This is a genomic window from Kitasatospora sp. NPDC058115, from assembly GCF_042884635.1.
GTDB lineage: Bacteria > Actinomycetota > Actinomycetes > Streptomycetales > Streptomycetaceae > Kitasatospora.
On the sequence record NZ_JBHVTL010000001.1, the window covers coordinates 327373 to 343642 of the forward strand.

The 16270-nt window shown below is 75.0% G+C and carries 15 protein-coding genes; 3 read left to right on the top strand and 12 right to left on the bottom strand.

Annotation, left to right across the window (positions count from 1 at the left end; translation table 11 throughout):
• Window positions 1-20: 20 nt before the first annotated feature.
• From fxsA to ACFVVL_RS01215, 4 genes are all read right to left on the bottom strand, one after another.
• A complete protein-coding gene (gene fxsA, locus ACFVVL_RS01200; RefSeq protein WP_380287285.1) occupies window positions 21-602 on the bottom strand; it encodes an FxsA family membrane protein in 582 nt (193 codons plus the stop codon).
• A 79-nt stretch (window positions 603-681) separates the two neighbouring features.
• Window positions 682-2319, bottom strand: coding sequence for an apolipoprotein N-acyltransferase (gene lnt / locus ACFVVL_RS01205; protein WP_387670410.1), 1638 nt, complete (start codon window positions 2317-2319; stop codon window positions 682-684).
• Between the two features lie 177 nt (window positions 2320-2496).
• Entirely contained in the window at window positions 2497-4122 is a 1626-nt protein-coding gene (locus ACFVVL_RS01210; protein WP_380287283.1) for an amidohydrolase, read from the bottom strand.
• A gap of 31 nt (window positions 4123-4153) precedes the next feature.
• Window positions 4154-4594 carry an Lrp/AsnC family transcriptional regulator gene (locus ACFVVL_RS01215; protein ID WP_350541033.1) on the bottom strand — a complete coding sequence of 147 codons (441 nt, stop codon included), beginning with the start codon at window positions 4592-4594 and terminating at the stop codon, window positions 4154-4156.
• 228 nt (window positions 4595-4822) lie between these two features.
• On the opposite strand from ACFVVL_RS01215, the gene ACFVVL_RS01220 reads away from it, so the two are divergent.
• Window positions 4823-5275: a hypothetical protein gene (locus tag ACFVVL_RS01220; protein ID WP_380287282.1), complete on the top strand. Its 453-nt coding sequence runs from the start codon at window positions 4823-4825 to the stop codon at window positions 5273-5275.
• Between the two features lie 195 nt (window positions 5276-5470).
• Here the strand turns inward: ACFVVL_RS01220 and ACFVVL_RS01225 are convergent, their stop codons facing one another.
• Window positions 5471-6634: an acyl-CoA dehydrogenase family protein gene (locus tag ACFVVL_RS01225; protein ID WP_380287281.1), complete on the bottom strand. Its 1164-nt coding sequence runs from the start codon at window positions 6632-6634 to the stop codon at window positions 5471-5473.
• A gap of 416 nt (window positions 6635-7050) precedes the next feature.
• Between ACFVVL_RS01225 and ACFVVL_RS01230 the strand changes: the two genes are divergently transcribed.
• Both ACFVVL_RS01230 and ACFVVL_RS01235 read left to right on the top strand, forming a co-directional pair.
• A complete protein-coding gene (locus ACFVVL_RS01230) occupies window positions 7051-7632 on the top strand; it encodes a uridine kinase (protein WP_387670633.1) in 582 nt (193 codons plus the stop codon).
• A gap of 371 nt (window positions 7633-8003) precedes the next feature.
• Window positions 8004-10151 carry an AAA family ATPase gene (locus ACFVVL_RS01235; RefSeq protein WP_380287308.1) on the top strand — a complete coding sequence of 716 codons (2148 nt, stop codon included), beginning with the start codon at window positions 8004-8006 and terminating at the stop codon, window positions 10149-10151.
• 29 nt (window positions 10152-10180) lie between these two features.
• On the opposite strand, the gene ACFVVL_RS01240 is transcribed toward ACFVVL_RS01235, so the two are convergent.
• The 7 genes from ACFVVL_RS01240 to ribH form a co-directional block, all read right to left on the bottom strand.
• On the bottom strand, window positions 10181-11164 hold the full coding sequence (locus tag ACFVVL_RS01240) for an NAD-dependent epimerase/dehydratase family protein (protein WP_387670414.1): 984 nt from the start codon (window positions 11162-11164) through the stop codon (window positions 10181-10183).
• A 99-nt stretch (window positions 11165-11263) separates the two neighbouring features.
• Window positions 11264-12310, bottom strand: coding sequence for a hemolysin family protein (locus ACFVVL_RS01245; RefSeq protein ID WP_380287278.1), 1047 nt, complete (start codon window positions 12308-12310; stop codon window positions 11264-11266).
• Window positions 12307-13653 (bottom strand): hemolysin family protein, encoded by a 1347-nt coding sequence (locus ACFVVL_RS01250; RefSeq protein ID WP_380287277.1) that lies wholly within the window; start codon window positions 13651-13653, stop codon window positions 12307-12309. The genes ACFVVL_RS01245 and ACFVVL_RS01250 overlap by 4 nt, the downstream gene beginning before the upstream one ends.
• 311 nt (window positions 13654-13964) lie before the next feature.
• Window positions 13965-14399, bottom strand: coding sequence for a PH domain-containing protein (locus tag ACFVVL_RS01255; protein WP_380287276.1), 435 nt, complete (start codon window positions 14397-14399; stop codon window positions 13965-13967).
• A gap of 100 nt (window positions 14400-14499) precedes the next feature.
• On the bottom strand, window positions 14500-15348 hold the full coding sequence (hisG, locus tag ACFVVL_RS01260; protein WP_380287275.1) for an ATP phosphoribosyltransferase: 849 nt from the start codon (window positions 15346-15348) through the stop codon (window positions 14500-14502).
• A 55-nt stretch (window positions 15349-15403) separates the two neighbouring features.
• Window positions 15404-15676 carry a phosphoribosyl-ATP diphosphatase gene (locus ACFVVL_RS01265; RefSeq protein ID WP_360252217.1) on the bottom strand — a complete coding sequence of 91 codons (273 nt, stop codon included), beginning with the start codon at window positions 15674-15676 and terminating at the stop codon, window positions 15404-15406.
• Between the two features lie 106 nt (window positions 15677-15782).
• Entirely contained in the window at window positions 15783-16253 is a 471-nt protein-coding gene (gene ribH, locus ACFVVL_RS01270) for a 6,7-dimethyl-8-ribityllumazine synthase (RefSeq protein WP_380287274.1), read from the bottom strand.
• Window positions 16254-16270: the final 17 nt, after the last annotated feature.

Genomic DNA, 16270 nt, shown 5'->3' on the forward strand with positions numbered 1-16270 from the left:
AGATCCGGGAAGGCGGACGGTCAGCCGTTGATCGGCGGCCGGTAGGTGGTGTCCGGCCCCTGCGGCCCGGCCCCCGGACCGCTGCCCGGCTCGACCACCTCGCCCTGGATCACCTTGCCGTCGGGGCGGTGGATGCGCAGCTGCTCCTGCAGCCGCATCGCGTCCGCGAACGGATCGGCGCCGACGCCCGACGTGGAGCGCAGCGCCTTGTCGGCCACCCGGCGCCCGCCCGCCCGCCACAGCGCGCGGGTCGGCGGGAACAGCAGGGTCAGCGCCAGGACGTCCGAGAGGAACCCCGGCAGGATCAGCAGCAGGCCGGCCAGTACGGTCAGGCTGGTGCCGGTCTGCGGCTGCTTCGACTTCGGGTCACGGGTCTGCTCGAAGGCGGCCGACAGCGCCCGCGCGCCGGCCCGCTTGATCAGCGAGCCGCCGATCACCGCTCCGGCGATCAGCAGCAGCACCACGGTCAGGCCGCCCAGCCACGAGCCGACCTGGACCAGCAGCCAGATCTCCAGCACCAGCCAGGCGGTCAGCAGCAGCGGCAGCACCCGCCGCAGCTTCGAGCGCGGCGCCGGACGGGCGGGGGTAGCTTGCTGGGTCACGGTACGAATCCACTCCAAGCGGTGCTCTGCGCGCCGCACGGGAGGTCCGGGCCGGCTACGGCACCACCTGGTCCAACGATCAGCCGGCGGCCGGTGTTCCACCGGGGGCGGCGGCCGCGGCGGCGCGCCGCCGGCGGGTGAGCAGGACGCCACCGGCGCAGGCGAGCAGGCCGGCCACCGCGAGGATCCACTCGGGGGCGGCGCCGACCCGGTCGGCGACGGTGGTGCCGTCGCGCAGCGGGACGGTCGCGGACAGCTCGGCGGCGGTCAGCTCCTCGGTGCGCTGGACGACGCTGCCGTCCGGGGCGATCACCGCGCTGATGCCGCTGGTCGCGGCGATCAGCACCGCGCGGCCGTGCTCGACGGCGCGCAGCCGGCTCATCGCGAGCTGCTGCTCCGGCTGGCCGGTCTTGGCGTAGGTGGCGTTGTTGGTCTGCACGACGAGGACCCGGGCGCCCTGGTCGACGGTGTCGCGGACGATCTCGTCGTAGGCGACCTCGAAGCAGATGACGTCGCCGATCCGGGCCGGGCCGAGCTGCATGACGCCGTTGTGGTCCCCGGGGTAGAAGTCCCGGGCGACCCGCTGGAGGCGGGTGATGACCTTGGACAGCTGGTCGCGGAAGGGCACGTACTCGCCGAACGGCACCGGGTGCTGCTTGGTGTAGGAGGCGCCGGGGCCGGTCTTCGGGTCCCAGACGATGCCCTCGTTCTGCACGTGCTGCTCGTCGGGTCCGTCGACCAGGGTGCCGACCAGGGTGGGCACGCCGATCGCGCGCACCGCCTCGTCGATCCGCGCGTAGGCCAGCGGGTCGCTGAACGGGTCGAGGTCGGAGGAGTTCTCCGGCCAGATCACGATGTCCGGCTTCTCGGCCCGGCCGGCCTTGATGTCCGCGGCGAGCTTCTCGGTGGCGGCGGCGTGGTTGTTGAGCACCATCATCGGGCGGCCGAGGAAGTCCATGCCGGGGTTGGGCACGTTGCCCTGGATGACGGCGACCTTGACGGTGTCGGCGGGCGCGGTGGGCACCGGGACCAGGTAGCCGGCGAGCAGTGCGGCGACGGCGCCGAGGCCGGCGGCCGCGGCCTGCACCGGGCGCCGCGCGGCGCCCCGGCCGGCCACCCGCAGGGCGGCCCAGGCCAGCAGGGTGCCGGAGAGGGCGACCGCGAAGGTCACCAGCGGGGCGCCGCCGAGCGCGGCCAGCGGGGTGTACGGGGTGGCGGTGTTGGCGAAGGCCAGCCGGCCCCAGGGGAAGCCGCCGAGCGGCAGCCGGTCGCGGGCCCACTCCTGGGTGATCCACAGGCAGGCGCCCCACAGCGGCCAGGCGGGCAGCCGGGAGGTGACGGCGAGGCCGGAGCCGAGAGCGGCCAGGAACAGCGCCTCGACGACCGACAGGCCGATGGTGGCGTCCCAGCCGACCACCCGCAGCCAGCTCAGCAGCATCAGGAAGAACGGCAGGCCGAAGGCGAAGCCGGTCCAGGCGGCCTGCCGCGCCGTGCGGCCCCGGGTGAGCAGGGAGAGCGCGGCGACGCCGAGGACCGAGAGCGGCCAGAGGTCGAAGGGCGGGAAGGCCAGCGCGAGCAGCAGTCCGGCCAGCGCGGCCAGGCCCGTGCGGGGAAGGCCGGCCCGGATCCTGGCGAGGGCGCGGGCGCCGCGGCCCGGGCCCGGTGCCTCGTCGGGGGACTCGGGTGCGGTCCCGGACCGCTCCTGGGTGACGGGCATGGCCACCGTCGCACCATCTCTCTCGCCGCCGCCCCGCGGGGGAACGGGGACGGCTGTTCGGACGCTGTCCGAAGAAGGTACCCCGGAACGACACCCGGCCGTGAGCTGAGGGTCGTACCGGTGCGGTGCGGGGGCGGCCGGTCGCGTCACCGGCCGCCCCCGCCGTACCGGCGCACGTTACCCGGCGGCCGCCAGGTGCACGGTGCGGCCGCGGACCACGGTGCGCAGGCAGACCGGCAGCGGCTCGCCGGGGGTGAGGTCGGGCAGGCCCGGGGTGCCGGAGCGCGGGTCGGTCGACCAGCCGGCCACCCGGTCGTCGGGGGCCTGGACGACCAGGTCGCCGGCGGCCCAGATCGCGAAGCTGGCGACCGCGCCGGGCACGAGCACGCCGTCCTGGTCGCGGCCGATCGCGCGCCAGCCGCCGCGGGTGTGGGCGGTGAACGCGGCCCGCACGGAGATCCGGTGCGCGGGGGTGCGGTGGAAGGCGGCGGCCCGCACGGTGCCCCAGGGGTCGAGCGGGGTGACCGGGGCGTCCGAGCCGAAGGCCAGCGGGACGCCGGAGCGCAGCAGCGCGGCGAACGGGTTGAGCGCGGCGGCCCGCTCGGCGCCCAGGCGCTGGACGTACATGCCGTCCTCGCCGCCCCAGGCGGCGTCGAAGGCGGGCTGCACGGAGGCGGTCAGGCCCAGGGCGGCGAAGGCGGCGACGGTCTCGTCGTCCAGCGCCTCGGCGTGCTCGACCCGGTGGCGCAGCGCCCGGACCCGGTCGGCGCCGACCCGGTCGCCGGCGGCCCGCACGCCCTCGACGACGGCGGCGACCGCGGCGTCGCCGATGGCGTGGAACCCGGCCTGGAGGCCGGCCTCGGTGCACGCGGCGACGTGGTCGGCGACCTGGGCGGCGGTCAGGTAGGCGGCGCCGGTGTGCGGGGCGTCGCTGTAGTCGTGGCGCAGGCAGGCGGTGTGCGAGCCGAGCGCGCCGTCCACGAAGAGGTCGCCGCCGGCGCCGACGGCGCCGAGCCGGCGGGCGGTCTCGACGCCGCCGCGCTCGCTCAGCTCGCCCCAGTAGCCGAACACCTCGGGGCCCGTGCCCTCGGCGGCCAGCTCCAGCAGGGCGGTGAGGTCCTCCTCGGAGGAGATCCCGGGGCCGGCGCACTCGTGCAGCGCGCCGATGCCGAGTTCGGCGGCGCGGGCCAGCGTGGCGCGCTGGGCGGCGTGCCGCTGGCCGGGGGTGAGGCGGGCGAGCGCGGTCAGCCGCACGGCGTGGTGGGCGTCGCGAGTGAGCGGGCCGTCGGGGTGGAAGCCGGACTGCTCGGCGAGGCCGTCGGTCAGCGCGCGCAGGGCGCTGGTGGCGAGGCCGGAGTGCACGTCGGTGCGGGAGAGGTAGACGGCGGCGCCACCGGCGGCGGCGTCCAGCTCGGCGAGGGTGGGCGGGCGGCCCTCCGGCCAGCCGGTCTCGTCCCAGCCGTGGCCGATCAGCACGCCGCCGGGCTGCTCCTCGGCGGCGACGAAGTCGGTGAGGGCGGCGAGGGCGGCGGCCAGCGAGGGGGTGCCGGTGAGGTCGAGGCCGGTGAGCGCGAGCCCGGCGGAGGTGGCGTGGACGTGGGCGTCGACGAAGGCGGGGGTGACCAGGGCGCCGTCCAGTTCGACGATCTCGTCGGCGGTCCGCGCGTACGCCTCGGCGGCGCCGTCGCTGCCGACCCAGGCGACGTGCTCGCCCTCGACGAGCATGGCGGTGGCGAAGGGGTCGGCGGGGCTGTAGACGGCGCCGCCGCGCAGCAGGACGGTCCGGAAGGTGCGTTCGGTCATGCGGCCTAGTCTGCACCCCCGCACGCGCTGGTCAGAGCTTCGGGGGGCGCGCCTCGTAGGGGGTGGACAGCACGACGGTGGTGCGGGTGGACACGCCGGCGGCGCTGCGAATGCGGGCCAGCAGGTCCTCCAGGTCGCCGGGGGCGCCGACGCGGACCTTGAGGATGTAGTTCTCGTCGCCGGCGACGCTGTGGCAGGCCTCGATCTCGGGCAGGTCGGCCAGCCGCTCCGGCGTGTCGTCCGGGGCGCTGGGATCGAAGGGTTTGACCGAGATGAAGGCGGTCAGCGCCAGGTCGACGGCGTCCGGGTCGACGATCGCGGTGTACCCGCGGATCACCCCGCGCTGTTCCAGCCGGCGCACCCGCTGGTGCACCGCCGAGGTGGACAGGCCGGTGGCCTTGCCCAGGTCCGTGTAGCTCATCCGGCCGTCCTGGAGGAGCAGCTGGACGATGCGTTGGTCGAGATCCTCCACAAGGCGCAAACCTACCCCCTCGGGGGCGCGTGGATCACGGCACGGGGGCGCGCGCTGCCACCAGGCGCGCCCCGGGGTGCCGCGCGGGCACATGCCGGACGAATGTGGCGAAGGACACACCCGGTGCATCACAGTGCGCCGAACCGCAGGGTTATGAGTCCGTTTCGGCGGGAAGTGCTGGTTGTGGCCCCGGGCGACCACGCCGGGCCCGATCCGAGGGGGATCACCATGCGCGTTACCGACCAGCGCCCGACGGGCGCGGACGACGCCCACGATATGACCGACCGCGAGGACCTCGCGGTCCCCGACGAGACCCTGCCGGGGGTGGATCCGGGCGAGGCGGACACCTGGGAGATCGTCCGGGTGCACTGCCCTTCGTGCCGGCGCCCGATCGCCCTGGTGGGCGACGAGGAGCGGCTCCCGCAGCACGCCGTCCTGCCGCGACCCTGGCACCCCTTCTCGCCCGCGCTCTGCCCCGGTTCGGGCACGCCGACGGACGACCTGGCCGAGGTGGAGAGCGCCGAGGACGCCGGGTCCGGCGCGCTGGACGCGCTGCCGGCGCTGCCGGGCGAGCACGACTGGCGCACCCAGCCGTTCTCGCACGCGCTGGTCCACCGCCCGGTCCGCTCGGTGCCCGCGCCGGCCATCCCCGAGCAGCGGAGCCGGTTCTCGCGGCGCTGAACCCCCGCACGCCGCGCGGCCTCTGACGGTTCGACGAACGGTTCGACGAAAGTCCGGACGCAGTCCGGCGCAGTCCGACGACAACGGCCTCCGGGCGTCGCTCCGCACCCTGGAGCGGCGCCCGGAGGCCGTTCGCGGGCCGCCCCGCCCGGCACCCGCGCGCGGCGGGCGGGGCGGGAGCGGCCGGTCGGGGGGTCAGGACTTCGTGAGGTGGCGGCCGATCACCAGGCGCTGGATCTGGTTGGTGCCCTCGACGATCTGCAGCACCTTGGCCTCGCGCATGAAGCGCTCGGCCGGGAAGTCCTGGGTGTAGCCGTAGCCGCCGAGCACCTGGACGGCGTCGGTGGTCACCCGCATCGCGGCGTCGGTGCAGAACAGCTTGGCCATCGCCGCCTCCTTGGAGAACGCCAGGCCGGCGTCGCGGCGGCGGGCGGCGGCCAGGTAGAGCGCGCGGCCGGCCTCGATCTGGGTGGCCATGTCGGCGAGCATGAAGGACAGGCCCTGGAAGTCGGCGATCGGCCGGCCGAACTGCCGACGGGTGCCGGCGTACTCGACGGCGAGGTCGAGCGCGGCCCGGGCGACGCCGATCGCGCAGGCGGCGATGCCGAGCCGGCCGGAGTCCAGCGCGCCGAGCGCGATCTGGAAGCCCTGGCCCTCGGTGCCGATCAGCCGCTCGCGGGGGACCCTGGCGCCGTCGAAGTGCAGCTGGGCGGTCGGCGAGGACTTCATGCCCATCTTCTGCTCCGGCGGGGCGGCCGAGAGGCCCTCCTGGTCGCCGGGCACCAGCAGGCAGCTGATGCCGCGCGAGCCCTCCTCGCCGGTGCGCACCAGGGCGCTGTAGAAGTCGGCCCGGCCGCCGTGGGTGATCCAGGCCTTGGTGCCGTTGACCACGTAGTCCTCGCCGTCCAGCTCGGCGCGGGTGCGCAGGGCGGCGGCGTCGGAGCCGGACTGCGGCTCGGAGAGGCAGTAGGCGCCGAGCTGCTCGCCGGAGAGCATGCCGGGCAGCCAGCGGTCGCGCTGCTCATCGGTGCCGAAGGTGGCGAGCGCGTGGCAGGAGAGGGTGTGCACGCTGACGCCGAGGCCGATGGCCAGCCAGCCGGACGCCAGCTCCTCCAGGACCTGGAGGTAGACCTCGTAGGGCTGGTCGCCGCCGCCGTGGCGCTCCTCGTAGGGGAGCGAGAGCAGTCCGGCCTCGCCGAGCGTGCCGAAGACCTCGCGCGGGAACCGGCCGGCGGCCTCGTCCTCCGCGGCGCGCGGCAGCAGCTCGCGCTGGACGAGGTCCCGGGTGAGGGCGAGGAGCTCCCGGGCCTCCTCGCTGGGCAGCTGGCGGTCGACGGCCTTCGCGGGGGAGGTGGTCATGGTGGCTGGTCGCCTCCTCGGTCGTGCGCCGGGCCCCGAGGAGTGGTCGGGCCCGCGCGGGGTGTGGCAGCTCGGCCCGGCCGGCACCGGATCACGGTGAACGGCCGTTCACATGCTCGGCGATGCGAGTATGCCCGATCACGGCGCCGGCGTCACGACCTGCACCGGATCACTGTCCGTACCGGCGCACCGGCCCCCGTAGGGTTGACGTTGTGGCTGCTTCCGAGACTTCCGCCGCCCCGGTAGTGGGGCCCCGCACCGCCGCCGCGTCCGGCGGACGCGCTGCTCCCGACGCGTGCGGCGCTCCCGGTGCGAGCGATGCTCTTGATCCGAGCGGCGTTCCTGGTGCGAGCGGTGCTCCCGGTTCAAGCAGCGCTGCCGGCGCGAGCGCCGCTCTCCAAGCGCTCGCCGCCGAGCTGCGGGCGCTGCCGCCGTCCTGCGGTCCGGTGCGGCTGGTCGCCGTGGACGGGCACGCGGGCTCGGGCAAGACCACCTTCGCCGGCCGGCTGTCGGCCGCGCTGGGCGGTGCCCCGGTGGTGCACCTGGACGACCTGGCGACGCACGCCGAGCCGTTCGGCTGGACCGGCCGACTGCGCGCGCAGGTGCTGGAGCCGCTGGCGGCGGGCCGGGACGCGCGGCACCGGGTGTACGACTGGACGCTGCACCGGTTCGCCGGCACGGCCGAGGTGCCGTCCGCACCGGTGGTCCTGGTCGAGGGGGTGGGCGCCGGGCGGCGCGCGGTGCGGCCGTGGCTCAGCCGGCTGGTGTGGATGGACCTGGACGCGGCGGCGGCCCGGCGGCGCGGCGAACAGCGGGACGGCCCGGAGCTGGCGGAGTTCTGGGCCGGCTGGGCGGTCGCCGAATCGGCGCATTTCGCCGCCGACCCGAGCCGTCCGCACGCCGGCACGGTGGTCGACGGGGTGACCGGGCGGATCGCGCCGAGCACCGTCGGTGAACCTTCAACAATCACCTTGACCTGCGGGATCACCAGGAAATAGGTTCTCACTCGTTGCCGGATTCCTGGATTCCGCGACCTCGGACCCGGTATCCCCGGCTTGTTCCCCCGTGAGCCGGGGATATCGTCCGACCATCCCGCCCCGGATCCGGCCATCCGTCAACGCCCGCCCGCCCGATCGCTTTTGACATCGTGCGGCACCCTTCCGGATCAGCCCGGCGCCGGTACGATTCCTCGCAGGCGCATCTGCGCCCCGGGGGCAGACGACCACCGGCGGGGTCCCGCCCACCACCGCACCGGCCGGGCCCCGAGCCACACCGCGGGGGGCGTTGAGTGACGAACGAGAGTTCCCAGAGCAACAACGCGGGCGGCCCGGCACCGAACCGGCTCGCCGACCGCGCCTGGCTGCGTGCCATGGACGCCTACACGGCCGGCGCGTACAGCCGCGCCGAGGAGGAGTTCCGGGCCGCCGTGCGGCTCGACCCCGGCATGGCCGACGCCTGGCTCGGCCTGCACGCGCTGCGCAGCGACACCTCCGGCGCGCTGCTCGCCATGCACCGCCACCGCAAGCGCTTCGGCGAGCAGCGCCGGCGCCACGCCCGGCCGCTCAGCTCCTGGTACTGGCTCGGCTGGTGGGTGCAGCCGGTGCTGGAGACCCCCCGCGACCTCGCCCTCGCCCACGCCTCGCACTGGCTGGACGGCCGTCACCTCGCCGAGCTGGACCAGGCGCTGGAGCAGTGCCCGACCCCCGCCGAGGACCCGTCGGCCCGCTTCCTGCACGCCTGCCGCTCCTATCTGCTCAAGGACTGGGAACAGCTGATCCGGGACACCGACCGGCTGCTCGACGACGCGCTGCTCGGCATCGAGGCCGGGCTCTTCGCCGGCATGGCGCGGGTCCGGCTGGACATGTGCGCCCAGGCGCAGGCCCCGCTCGCCGCCTCGCTCGCCCGCTGCCGTTCCGAGCAGCCGCAGCGCAAGGAGCTGCGCTACTGGCTGGGCCGCGCCTACGAGGGCGCCGGGCGCAGCGCGGCCGCGTTACCCCTCTACCGGGCGGTACACCGGGCCGATCCGTCGTTCATGGACACCGCGGCCCGGCTCGCGGCGATCGCCGCCGAGGACGCCGTCGCCGACACCCTGCTGGACGCGCTCGGCGGGGGCCGGGAGGCCGGACGGGCGGGCGGGCCGGAGGAGGACGCGCTGGACGCCGCGCTGCTGGACCCGCCGGACTTCGACCCGCCCGGGGCCCCCGGAGGCCCGGACCCCTTCGGCGGCCCGGTGCTCGACGGGCCGCTCACCGACGACGCGCTCACCGGAGCGCCGTTCACGGACGGGCCGTTCACGGACCTCCCGTTCGCCGATGCCCCGTTCGCCGACGCCCCGTTCGCCGACGGGTCCCTGCCGGACGCGCCCTTCCCGGACGCGCCGTTCCCGGACGAGCCCCTGCCGGACGGGGCGGACGCGCCGGAGCCGGACGTCGGCCGCTCCCCGGTGGTGCCGACCGCCGCCGGTCCGGGCGCGGGCACCGACAACAGGTCCGGCCCGAGCGGCGCACCGCCCCCGCTGGCCGCCGGCGGACGCTCCGGCTCCACCGCGCCGCAGCCCGCCGCCGTCTCCCCCGCCGCGCCCGCGCCGGCGCGCGGCCCGGCCGCCCTCCCCCGCCTCACCAGCACCTCCCCGGCGCTCGAACGCGAGGGCGACCAGGCCGAGTTGGACGCCGCGCTGGCCGAACTCTCCCGGATGGTCGGCCTGGAGCCGGTCAAGCGGCAGGTACGGGCGCTCTCCGCCCAGCTGCGGATGGCCCGGCTGCGCGCCGAACAGGGCCTGCCGGTCCAGCCGCCCAAGCGCCACTTCGTCTTCTCCGGCCCCTCCGGCACCGGCAAGACCACCGTGGCACGGATCCTGGGCCGGGTCTTCCACGCCCTCGGCCTGCTCTCCGGCGACCATCTGGTCGAGGCCCAACGGGCGGACCTGGTCGGCGAGTTCCTTGGTCAGACGGCCGTCAAGGCGAACGAGCTGATCGACTCCGCGCTGGACGGCGTACTCTTCATCGACGAGGCCTACAGCCTCTCCAACTCCGGCTACAGCAAGGGCGACGCGTACGGCGACGAGGCGCTCCAGGTCCTGCTCAAGCGTGCCGAGGACAACCGGGACCGGCTGGTGGTGATCCTGGCCGGCTACCCCGAGGGCATGAACCGGCTGCTGGCCACCAACCCCGGTCTGAACTCCCGCTTCACCACCCGGGTCGACTTCCCCAGCTACCGCCCCGGCGAGCTGACCGCGATCGGCGCCGCGCTCGCCGGGCAGGACGGCGACGGCTGGGACGAGGACGCCGCCGAGGAGCTGGCCTCGATCTGCACCCACGTGGTGCGCGAGGGCTGGATCGACGAGCTCGGCAACGGGCGGTTCATCCGCACCCTGTACGAGAAGTCCTGCGCCTACCGGGACCTGCGGCTCACCCTGCTGCGCGAGCCGCCCGGCCGGGAGGACCTCGCCACGCTGCGGCTGCCGGACCTGGTGCAGGCCTACGGCGAGCTGATCGACGGCCGGGGCCGGAGCGCGTAGCCCCGGCCACCGGCGGGCGGGGTGCGGCGTCAGCCGGCCAGCGCCCCGGCCTCCTTCTCCGGGGCCAGGCCGACCGCCGGCCGGTCCGGGCGCTGCGGGGCGACGCCGCCGATCGAGCGCAGCCACGCCCAGGTGTCGGCGACCGTCTCGGCCGCCGGCCGGCAGCGCAGCCCGGCGGCGAGCGCCCTGCTCACGTCCGCGCCGTGCACGGTGTCGTACAGCTCGCCCGGCGGGACCCAGAACGGCAGCTCCGTCCACGGCTCGATCCCGGCCGCGGCGACCGCCTCCGGGGCCGTCCAGCGCAGCTCGGCGTCCGCACCGGTGACCGCCGCGCAGGCCTCCAGCAGTTCGCCGGTGGTGCTGTGCCCGCGCGGGCCGACCAGGTCGTAGGGGCCGCCGAGGCCGGCCGCGAGGGCGTCCAGGGTCCAGCCGGCGAGGTCGCGGACGTCGATGAACTGGAGGCCGAGGTCGCGCGGGCCGGGGGCGAGCACCGGGCCGCCGCGGGCGATCCGGTTCAGCCACCAGGGCAGCCGGCCGATGTTCTCGTACGGTCCGACGATCAGCCCGGCACGGATCAGCAGTGCCCGGTCACCGAAGGCCTCCAGCGCCGCCAGTTCCCCGCCGCGCTTGGACTCGGCGTAGGGCACCTCGCCGTCGTCCGGCGAGCCGTCCACCACCGGGGCGCTCTCGTCGGCGCCGGCCGGCGTCGGGTAGGCGTACACCGACCGGCTGGACACGTAGGCGTAGCGCCCGGCCCGGCCGGCCAGCAGGCGGGCGCTGTCGCGCACCGCCGACGGGGCGGCCGACCAGGTGTCCGCCACCGCGTCCCACTCCCCCTCGGCCAGGGCGGCGAGCCCGCCCCCGGCCGTGCGGTCCCCGTGCAGGACCCGCGTCCCGGGCGGCGCGGCGTGCGTCCCCCGGTGGAAGACCGTCACCTCCCATCCCCGCTCCAGCGCCGCCTCGGCGACGGCCCGCCCCACGAACTCCGTACCACCCAGCAGGAGAAGTCTCATGCCGACCACCCTGCACAACGGGTGGCCGGCATGGGAACGGCGGCACGCTCAGAGCGGAATCGCCCGTAGCGGAGCGGCTTCGGGAACCAGGACGCGGTCCTACGCGGCCGAGCGGTGGTCGGGGTCGTACACCTCGCCGACCAGCTCCTCCAGCACGTCCTCCAGCATCACCACGCCGAGGGTGCGCCCGTCCTGGTCGAGGACGGCCGCGAGGTGGCAGGCGGCCCGGCGCATCGCGCCCAGCGCGTCGTCCAGCGGCAGGGTGCCGCGCAGCACGGTGATCGGCCGCCACAGGCGGGCCGGGACCGGCACCGTCGGGTCCTCGACGTCGAGGATGTCCTTGAGGTGCAGGTATCCGAGGTAGCCGTGGCCGGCCGGGTCGCCGTCGGTGACCGGGAAGCGCGAGAAGCCGGTGCGCAGCGCCAGCTCCTCGATCTGGGCGGCGGTCACCTTGGTGTCCACGGTGACCAGCTGCTCGGGGGTGAGCAGGACGTCGGTGAGCGGGCGGCGGCCCAGCTCCAGGGCGTCCTCCAGGCGCTCCTGGCGGTCCTTCTCCAGCAGTCCGGCGTCCCGCGAGTCGGCGAGCAGGTACATCAGCTGCTCGGTGGTGAACACCGACTCCACCTCGTCCTTGCTCTCCACCTTGAACAGCTTGAGCACGCCGTTGGCGAAGGAGTTGAGGAAGGCGATCACCGGGGCCAGCCAGCGGGCGAGCCGGTCCAGCGGCGGGCCGAGCCAGAGCGCGGCCTTCTCGGGGCCGGCCAGCGCCATGTTCTTCGGCACCATCTCGCCCATCACCATGTGCAGGTAGACCACCACGGCCAGCGAGATGCCGTACGCCAGCGGGTGCTGCAGGCCGGCGGGGATGCCCATCGCGTGGAACGGGCCCTCCAGCAGGTGGGCGATGGTCGGCTCGGCGAGCGCGCCCAGGCCCAGCGAGCAGACGGTGATGCCCAGCTGGGCGGCGGCGAGCATCGCGGAGACGTTGGACAGCGCGTGCAGCACGGTGCGGGCGCGCTTGTTGCCCGCCTCGGCGAGCGGTTCGATCTGGCTGCGGCGGACCGAGACGACGGCGAACTCGGCGCCGACGAAGAAGGCGTTGCCGAGCAGCAGCAGGAGGGCGACGGCCAGTTGGAGCGCGGTCATCGGGTCCCGTCCTCGTCGTCGCCCAGGAAGTGGTGGTGGTCGGCGGTGCGTTCCACCCGGACCCGGCTGGTCCGGTGGCGGTCCACGGCCTCGACGGTGAACCGCCAGCCGGGCAGTTCGGTCTGCTCACCGGGGTCGGGGAGCTTGCCGAGCAGGTCGGCGACCAGGCCGGCCAGCGTCTCGTACGGGCCCTCCGGGGCGTGCAGGCCGATGGCCTCCAGCTGGTCGAGCCGGGCGCGGCCGTCGGCCGCCCAGACGGGCTGCCCCTCGACCGGCGCCAGCGGCAGCAGTTCGGGGGTGTCGGCGGGGTCGTGCTCGTCCTGCACCGCGCCGACGATCTCCTCGACGATGTCCTCGACGGTGACCACGCCGGCGGTGCCGCCGTACTCGTCGACCACGATGGCCATCGGCTGGAGGCGGCGCAGCTGGTCGAGCAGCCGCTCGGCGGGGAGCGTCTCGGGCACCAGCAGCGGCGGGACGGAGAGGTCGGCGACCCGCACCGAGCCGCGCCGCTCGGCGGGCACGGCGAGCGCGTCCTTGAGCGTGACGGTGCCGGTGACCTCGTCCAGGCTGTCGGTGTAGACCGGGAAGCGGGACAGGCCGGTGGCCCGGGTGAGGTTGAGGACGTCGGCGGCGCTGGCGTCGCGCTGGAGCGCGGAGACGTCGACGCGCGGGGTCATCACGGACTCCGCGGTGAGGTCGCCGAGGCCGAGGGTGCGCACGAACAGGGTGGCCGACTCCTCGTCTATCGCGCCCGCCTTGGCGGAGTGCCGGGCGAGCGAGACCAGCTCGGCGGGGGTGCGGGCGTGGCCCAGCTCCTCCTGCGGCTCGATGCCGAAGGCCCGCACGGTGCGGTCGGCGGAGCCGTTCAGCACGCTGATCAGCGGGCGGCAGACCCGGGAGAACGCCATGTGCGGGGCGGCGACCGCGCGGGCCACCTGGAGCGGGTGGGAGATCGCCCAGTTCTTCGGGACGAGCTCGCCGATCACCATCTGGACGACGGTGGCGAGCAGCATGCCGATCACCACGGCGGCGCCGCGGGCGGCGCCGGCGGGCAGGCCGATGCCGGTGAACACCGGCTTCAGCAGGGTCGACAGGGCGGGCTCGGCGAGCATGCCGACCACCAGCGAGGTGACGGTGATGCCGAGCTGGGCACCGGAGAGCTCGAAGGAGAGGTGCCGCAGGGCCCGGGAGACCCGGCCGGACTTGGCGTCCCCGGCCTCGGCGGCGCGCTCGACGGCGCCGCGCTCCACGGTCACGAAGGCGAACTCGGCGGCCACGAAGAGGCCGTTGGCGAGGATGAGCAGGAGGGCCGCGAACAGCAGCAGCCAGGCGGTGATCACAGTGCCGCCTGCCTTCCGGGGGTCGGAAGGAGGGCGGCGCAGGTACTACCGGACGGATCGTCCATGGACGGGGAGTGTCACTCCTCAGGTCGATTTCGGGCAGGGCAATGCCTTTGCCCCGCTTTTACCAGCGTAGACCATACCCGTGCGACCGTCGGATCCGCGTTCGGACCCGCCCGGAGCGTGGTACCGGGCGCGGCCCGATGCGCCGGGCCCGGCCGCGCCGGACGGGGGCGTGCTCGCCGCTCCGGGCCCGGCCGCGCCGGACCGGGCACGCTCGCGCCGGACGGGGCACGGCCGCCGCGCCTCGCTCAGCCGCTGTTCCGGGCGACCAGGTCGCGCAGGGCGCGGGCGTCGGCGATGGCCTGGGCCTTGCCCACCCCGGACTGGATGCCGACGGCGGCCAGCGAGGTGCCGTCGGCGAGGTCGAGGGTGGCCCACGGGTCGCCCTGGCGGAAGTTCACGCCGATGACCTCGGCCCAGGCCAGCCGGCGGCTGCGGACGAAGTTGACCACGGTGATGCCCTCGGCGTCGGCGCTGACCCGCGGCCGGGCCAGCATCAGACCGACGCCGGCGAACAGCACGCCGCTGACCGCCATCATGATCCGGTCGTTGAGCTGCCAGTTCGCCGGGAGGGCGACGGCCAGCACCGCGAACAGCACCACCAGCAGCGCGCAGACCGGCAGCAGCACGGCGCGGGTGCGGCGCGGGGCCCAGGTGACGGGGAACTCGGCGGGGGTGGACACGAGGGGGCTCCGGGGTGCTGGTTCGGGTGGTGACGGAAGGGGTGGGGCGCCCGACGGCGGCCCCACCCCCATTCAACCGGTGCTTATGCCCGCGAGCCGGTCAGAGGCGGCAGGCGTGGATGTTGGTCACCAGGATGGCCCGGGCGCCGATGCCCCACAGGTCGTCCATGATCTGCTGGGCCTCCTTGCGGAGCACCATCGAGCGGACCGCCACCCAGCCCGCGGTGTGCAGCGGGGAGACGGTCGGCGACTCCAGGCCGGGGGTCAGCGCCACGGCGGCGGCGACGTTCTCGGCGCGGATGTCGTAGTCCATCAGCACGTAGCGGCGGGCCACCAGCACGCCCTGCAGCCGGCGCAGGAACTGCTCGACGGCCGGGTCCTCGCCCGCGCCCTTGGGCCGGATCACCACGGCGTCGGAGATCAGGATCGGCTCGCCGAAGACCTCCAGGCCGGCGTTGCGCAGGCTGGTGCCGGTCTCCACCACGTCGGCGATCACGTCGGCGACGCCCAGCTGCACCGCGGTCTCCACCGCGCCGTCCAGCTTGGTGACGGTGGCCTTCACCCCGTGGTCGGCGAGGTGCTGCTCGACCAGGCCGGTGTAGGAGGTGGCGATCCGCAGGCCCTCCAGGCCCTTGACGTCCTCGACGTCCACGCCGACCGGGCGGGCGAAGCGGAAGGTCGAGCCGGCGAAGCCGAGCGCGAGCACCTCCTCGGCGTTGGAGTGCGAGTCCAGCAGCAGGTCACGGCCGGTGATGCCGACGTCGAGGCGGCCGGAGCCGACGTACACCGCGATGTCGCGCGGGCGCAGGAAGAAGAACTCGACCTGGTTCCCCGGGTCGACCAGGACCAGCTCCTTGGCGTCCTTGCGCTGCCGGTAGCCGGCCTCATGGAGCATCTCCGCCGCAGGACCCGAGAGCGAACCCTTGTTGGGGACGGCGATGCGCAGCATGGAGGTCAGTTCCTTACCTGTTCGGTGGGGGTGGAGGGGGGTTCCGGGCCGGGGCCTAGAGGTACTTGTAGACGTCGTCGAGGGTCAGTCCGCGGGCGACCATCATCACCTGAAGGTGGTAGAGGAGCTGGGAGATCTCCTCGGCGGTCTGCTCGTCGGACTGGAACTCGGCGGCCATCCAGACCTCCGCGGCCTCCTCGACGACCTTCTTGCCGATCGCATGGACGCCCTGCTGGACGAGCTGCGCGGTGCGGGAGGACGAGGGGTCGCCGGTGGCGGCCTTCTGCTGGAGCTCGGAGAAGAGCTCCTCGAATGTCTTCGAAGCCATGATGGGACTCACCTTACGGCGTGCGGACGGACGGACGGTAAACGGTTCCGGACCGTGGACAGTCCGGTGGACGTCCACGGTCCGGGACGCAGGCCCGGCCGGCCGCTCAGAGCGCGCGCAGCGCCGCGGCGGTGGCGACGGCCGCGGTGACCGCCTCGTGGCCCTTGTCCTCGGCGGAGCCCGGCAGGCCCGCGCGGTCCAGTGCCTGCTCCTCGTTGTCGCAGGTCAGCACGCCGAAGCCGACCGGGACGCCGGTGTCCACGGCGACCTGGGTGAGGCCGGCGGTGGCGGCCTGGCAGACGTAGTCGAAGTGCGGGGTGCCGCCGCGGATCACCACGCCGAGGGCGATCACGGCGTCGTAGCCGCGCTCGGCGAGGCGCTTGGCGGCGACCGGCAGCTCGAAGGTGCCGGGGACGCGCAGGACGGTCGGCTCGGCGACGCCCAGTTCCTTGAGGGCGCGGTGGGCGCCGTCGAGCAGGCCGTTCATCACCTGCTCGTGCCACTGGGCGGCGATCACGGCGACCTTGAGGCCGGCGGCGTTGTCGATGGTCAGCTCGGGGGCTCCGTGGCCGCTCATGTGCGGGTGCCTTTCGG

Coding starts and splice junctions, on each gene's coding strand:
- ACFVVL_RS01235 (WP_380287308.1), top strand. CDS start 8,004: ATGGACGCCTACACGGCCGGCGCGTACAGCCGCGCCGAGGAGGAGTTC.
- lnt (WP_387670410.1), bottom strand. CDS start 2,319: ATGCCCGTCACCCAGGAGCGGTCCGGGACCGCACCCGAGTCCCCCGAC.
- ribH (WP_380287274.1), bottom strand. CDS start 16,253: ATGAGCGGCCACGGAGCCCCCGAGCTGACCATCGACAACGCCGCCGGC.
- ACFVVL_RS01210 (WP_380287283.1), bottom strand. CDS start 4,122: ATGACCGAACGCACCTTCCGGACCGTCCTGCTGCGCGGCGGCGCCGTC.
- ACFVVL_RS01225 (WP_380287281.1), bottom strand. CDS start 6,634: ATGACCACCTCCCCCGCGAAGGCCGTCGACCGCCAGCTGCCCAGCGAG.
- ACFVVL_RS01245 (WP_380287278.1), bottom strand. CDS start 12,310: ATGACCGCGCTCCAACTGGCCGTCGCCCTCCTGCTGCTGCTCGGCAAC.
- ACFVVL_RS01220 (WP_380287282.1), top strand. CDS start 4,823: ATGCGCGTTACCGACCAGCGCCCGACGGGCGCGGACGACGCCCACGAT.
- ACFVVL_RS01240 (WP_387670414.1), bottom strand. CDS start 11,164: ATGAGACTTCTCCTGCTGGGTGGTACGGAGTTCGTGGGGCGGGCCGTC.
- hisG (WP_380287275.1), bottom strand. CDS start 15,348: ATGCTGCGCATCGCCGTCCCCAACAAGGGTTCGCTCTCGGGTCCTGCG.
- ACFVVL_RS01265 (WP_360252217.1), bottom strand. CDS start 15,676: ATGGCTTCGAAGACATTCGAGGAGCTCTTCTCCGAGCTCCAGCAGAAG.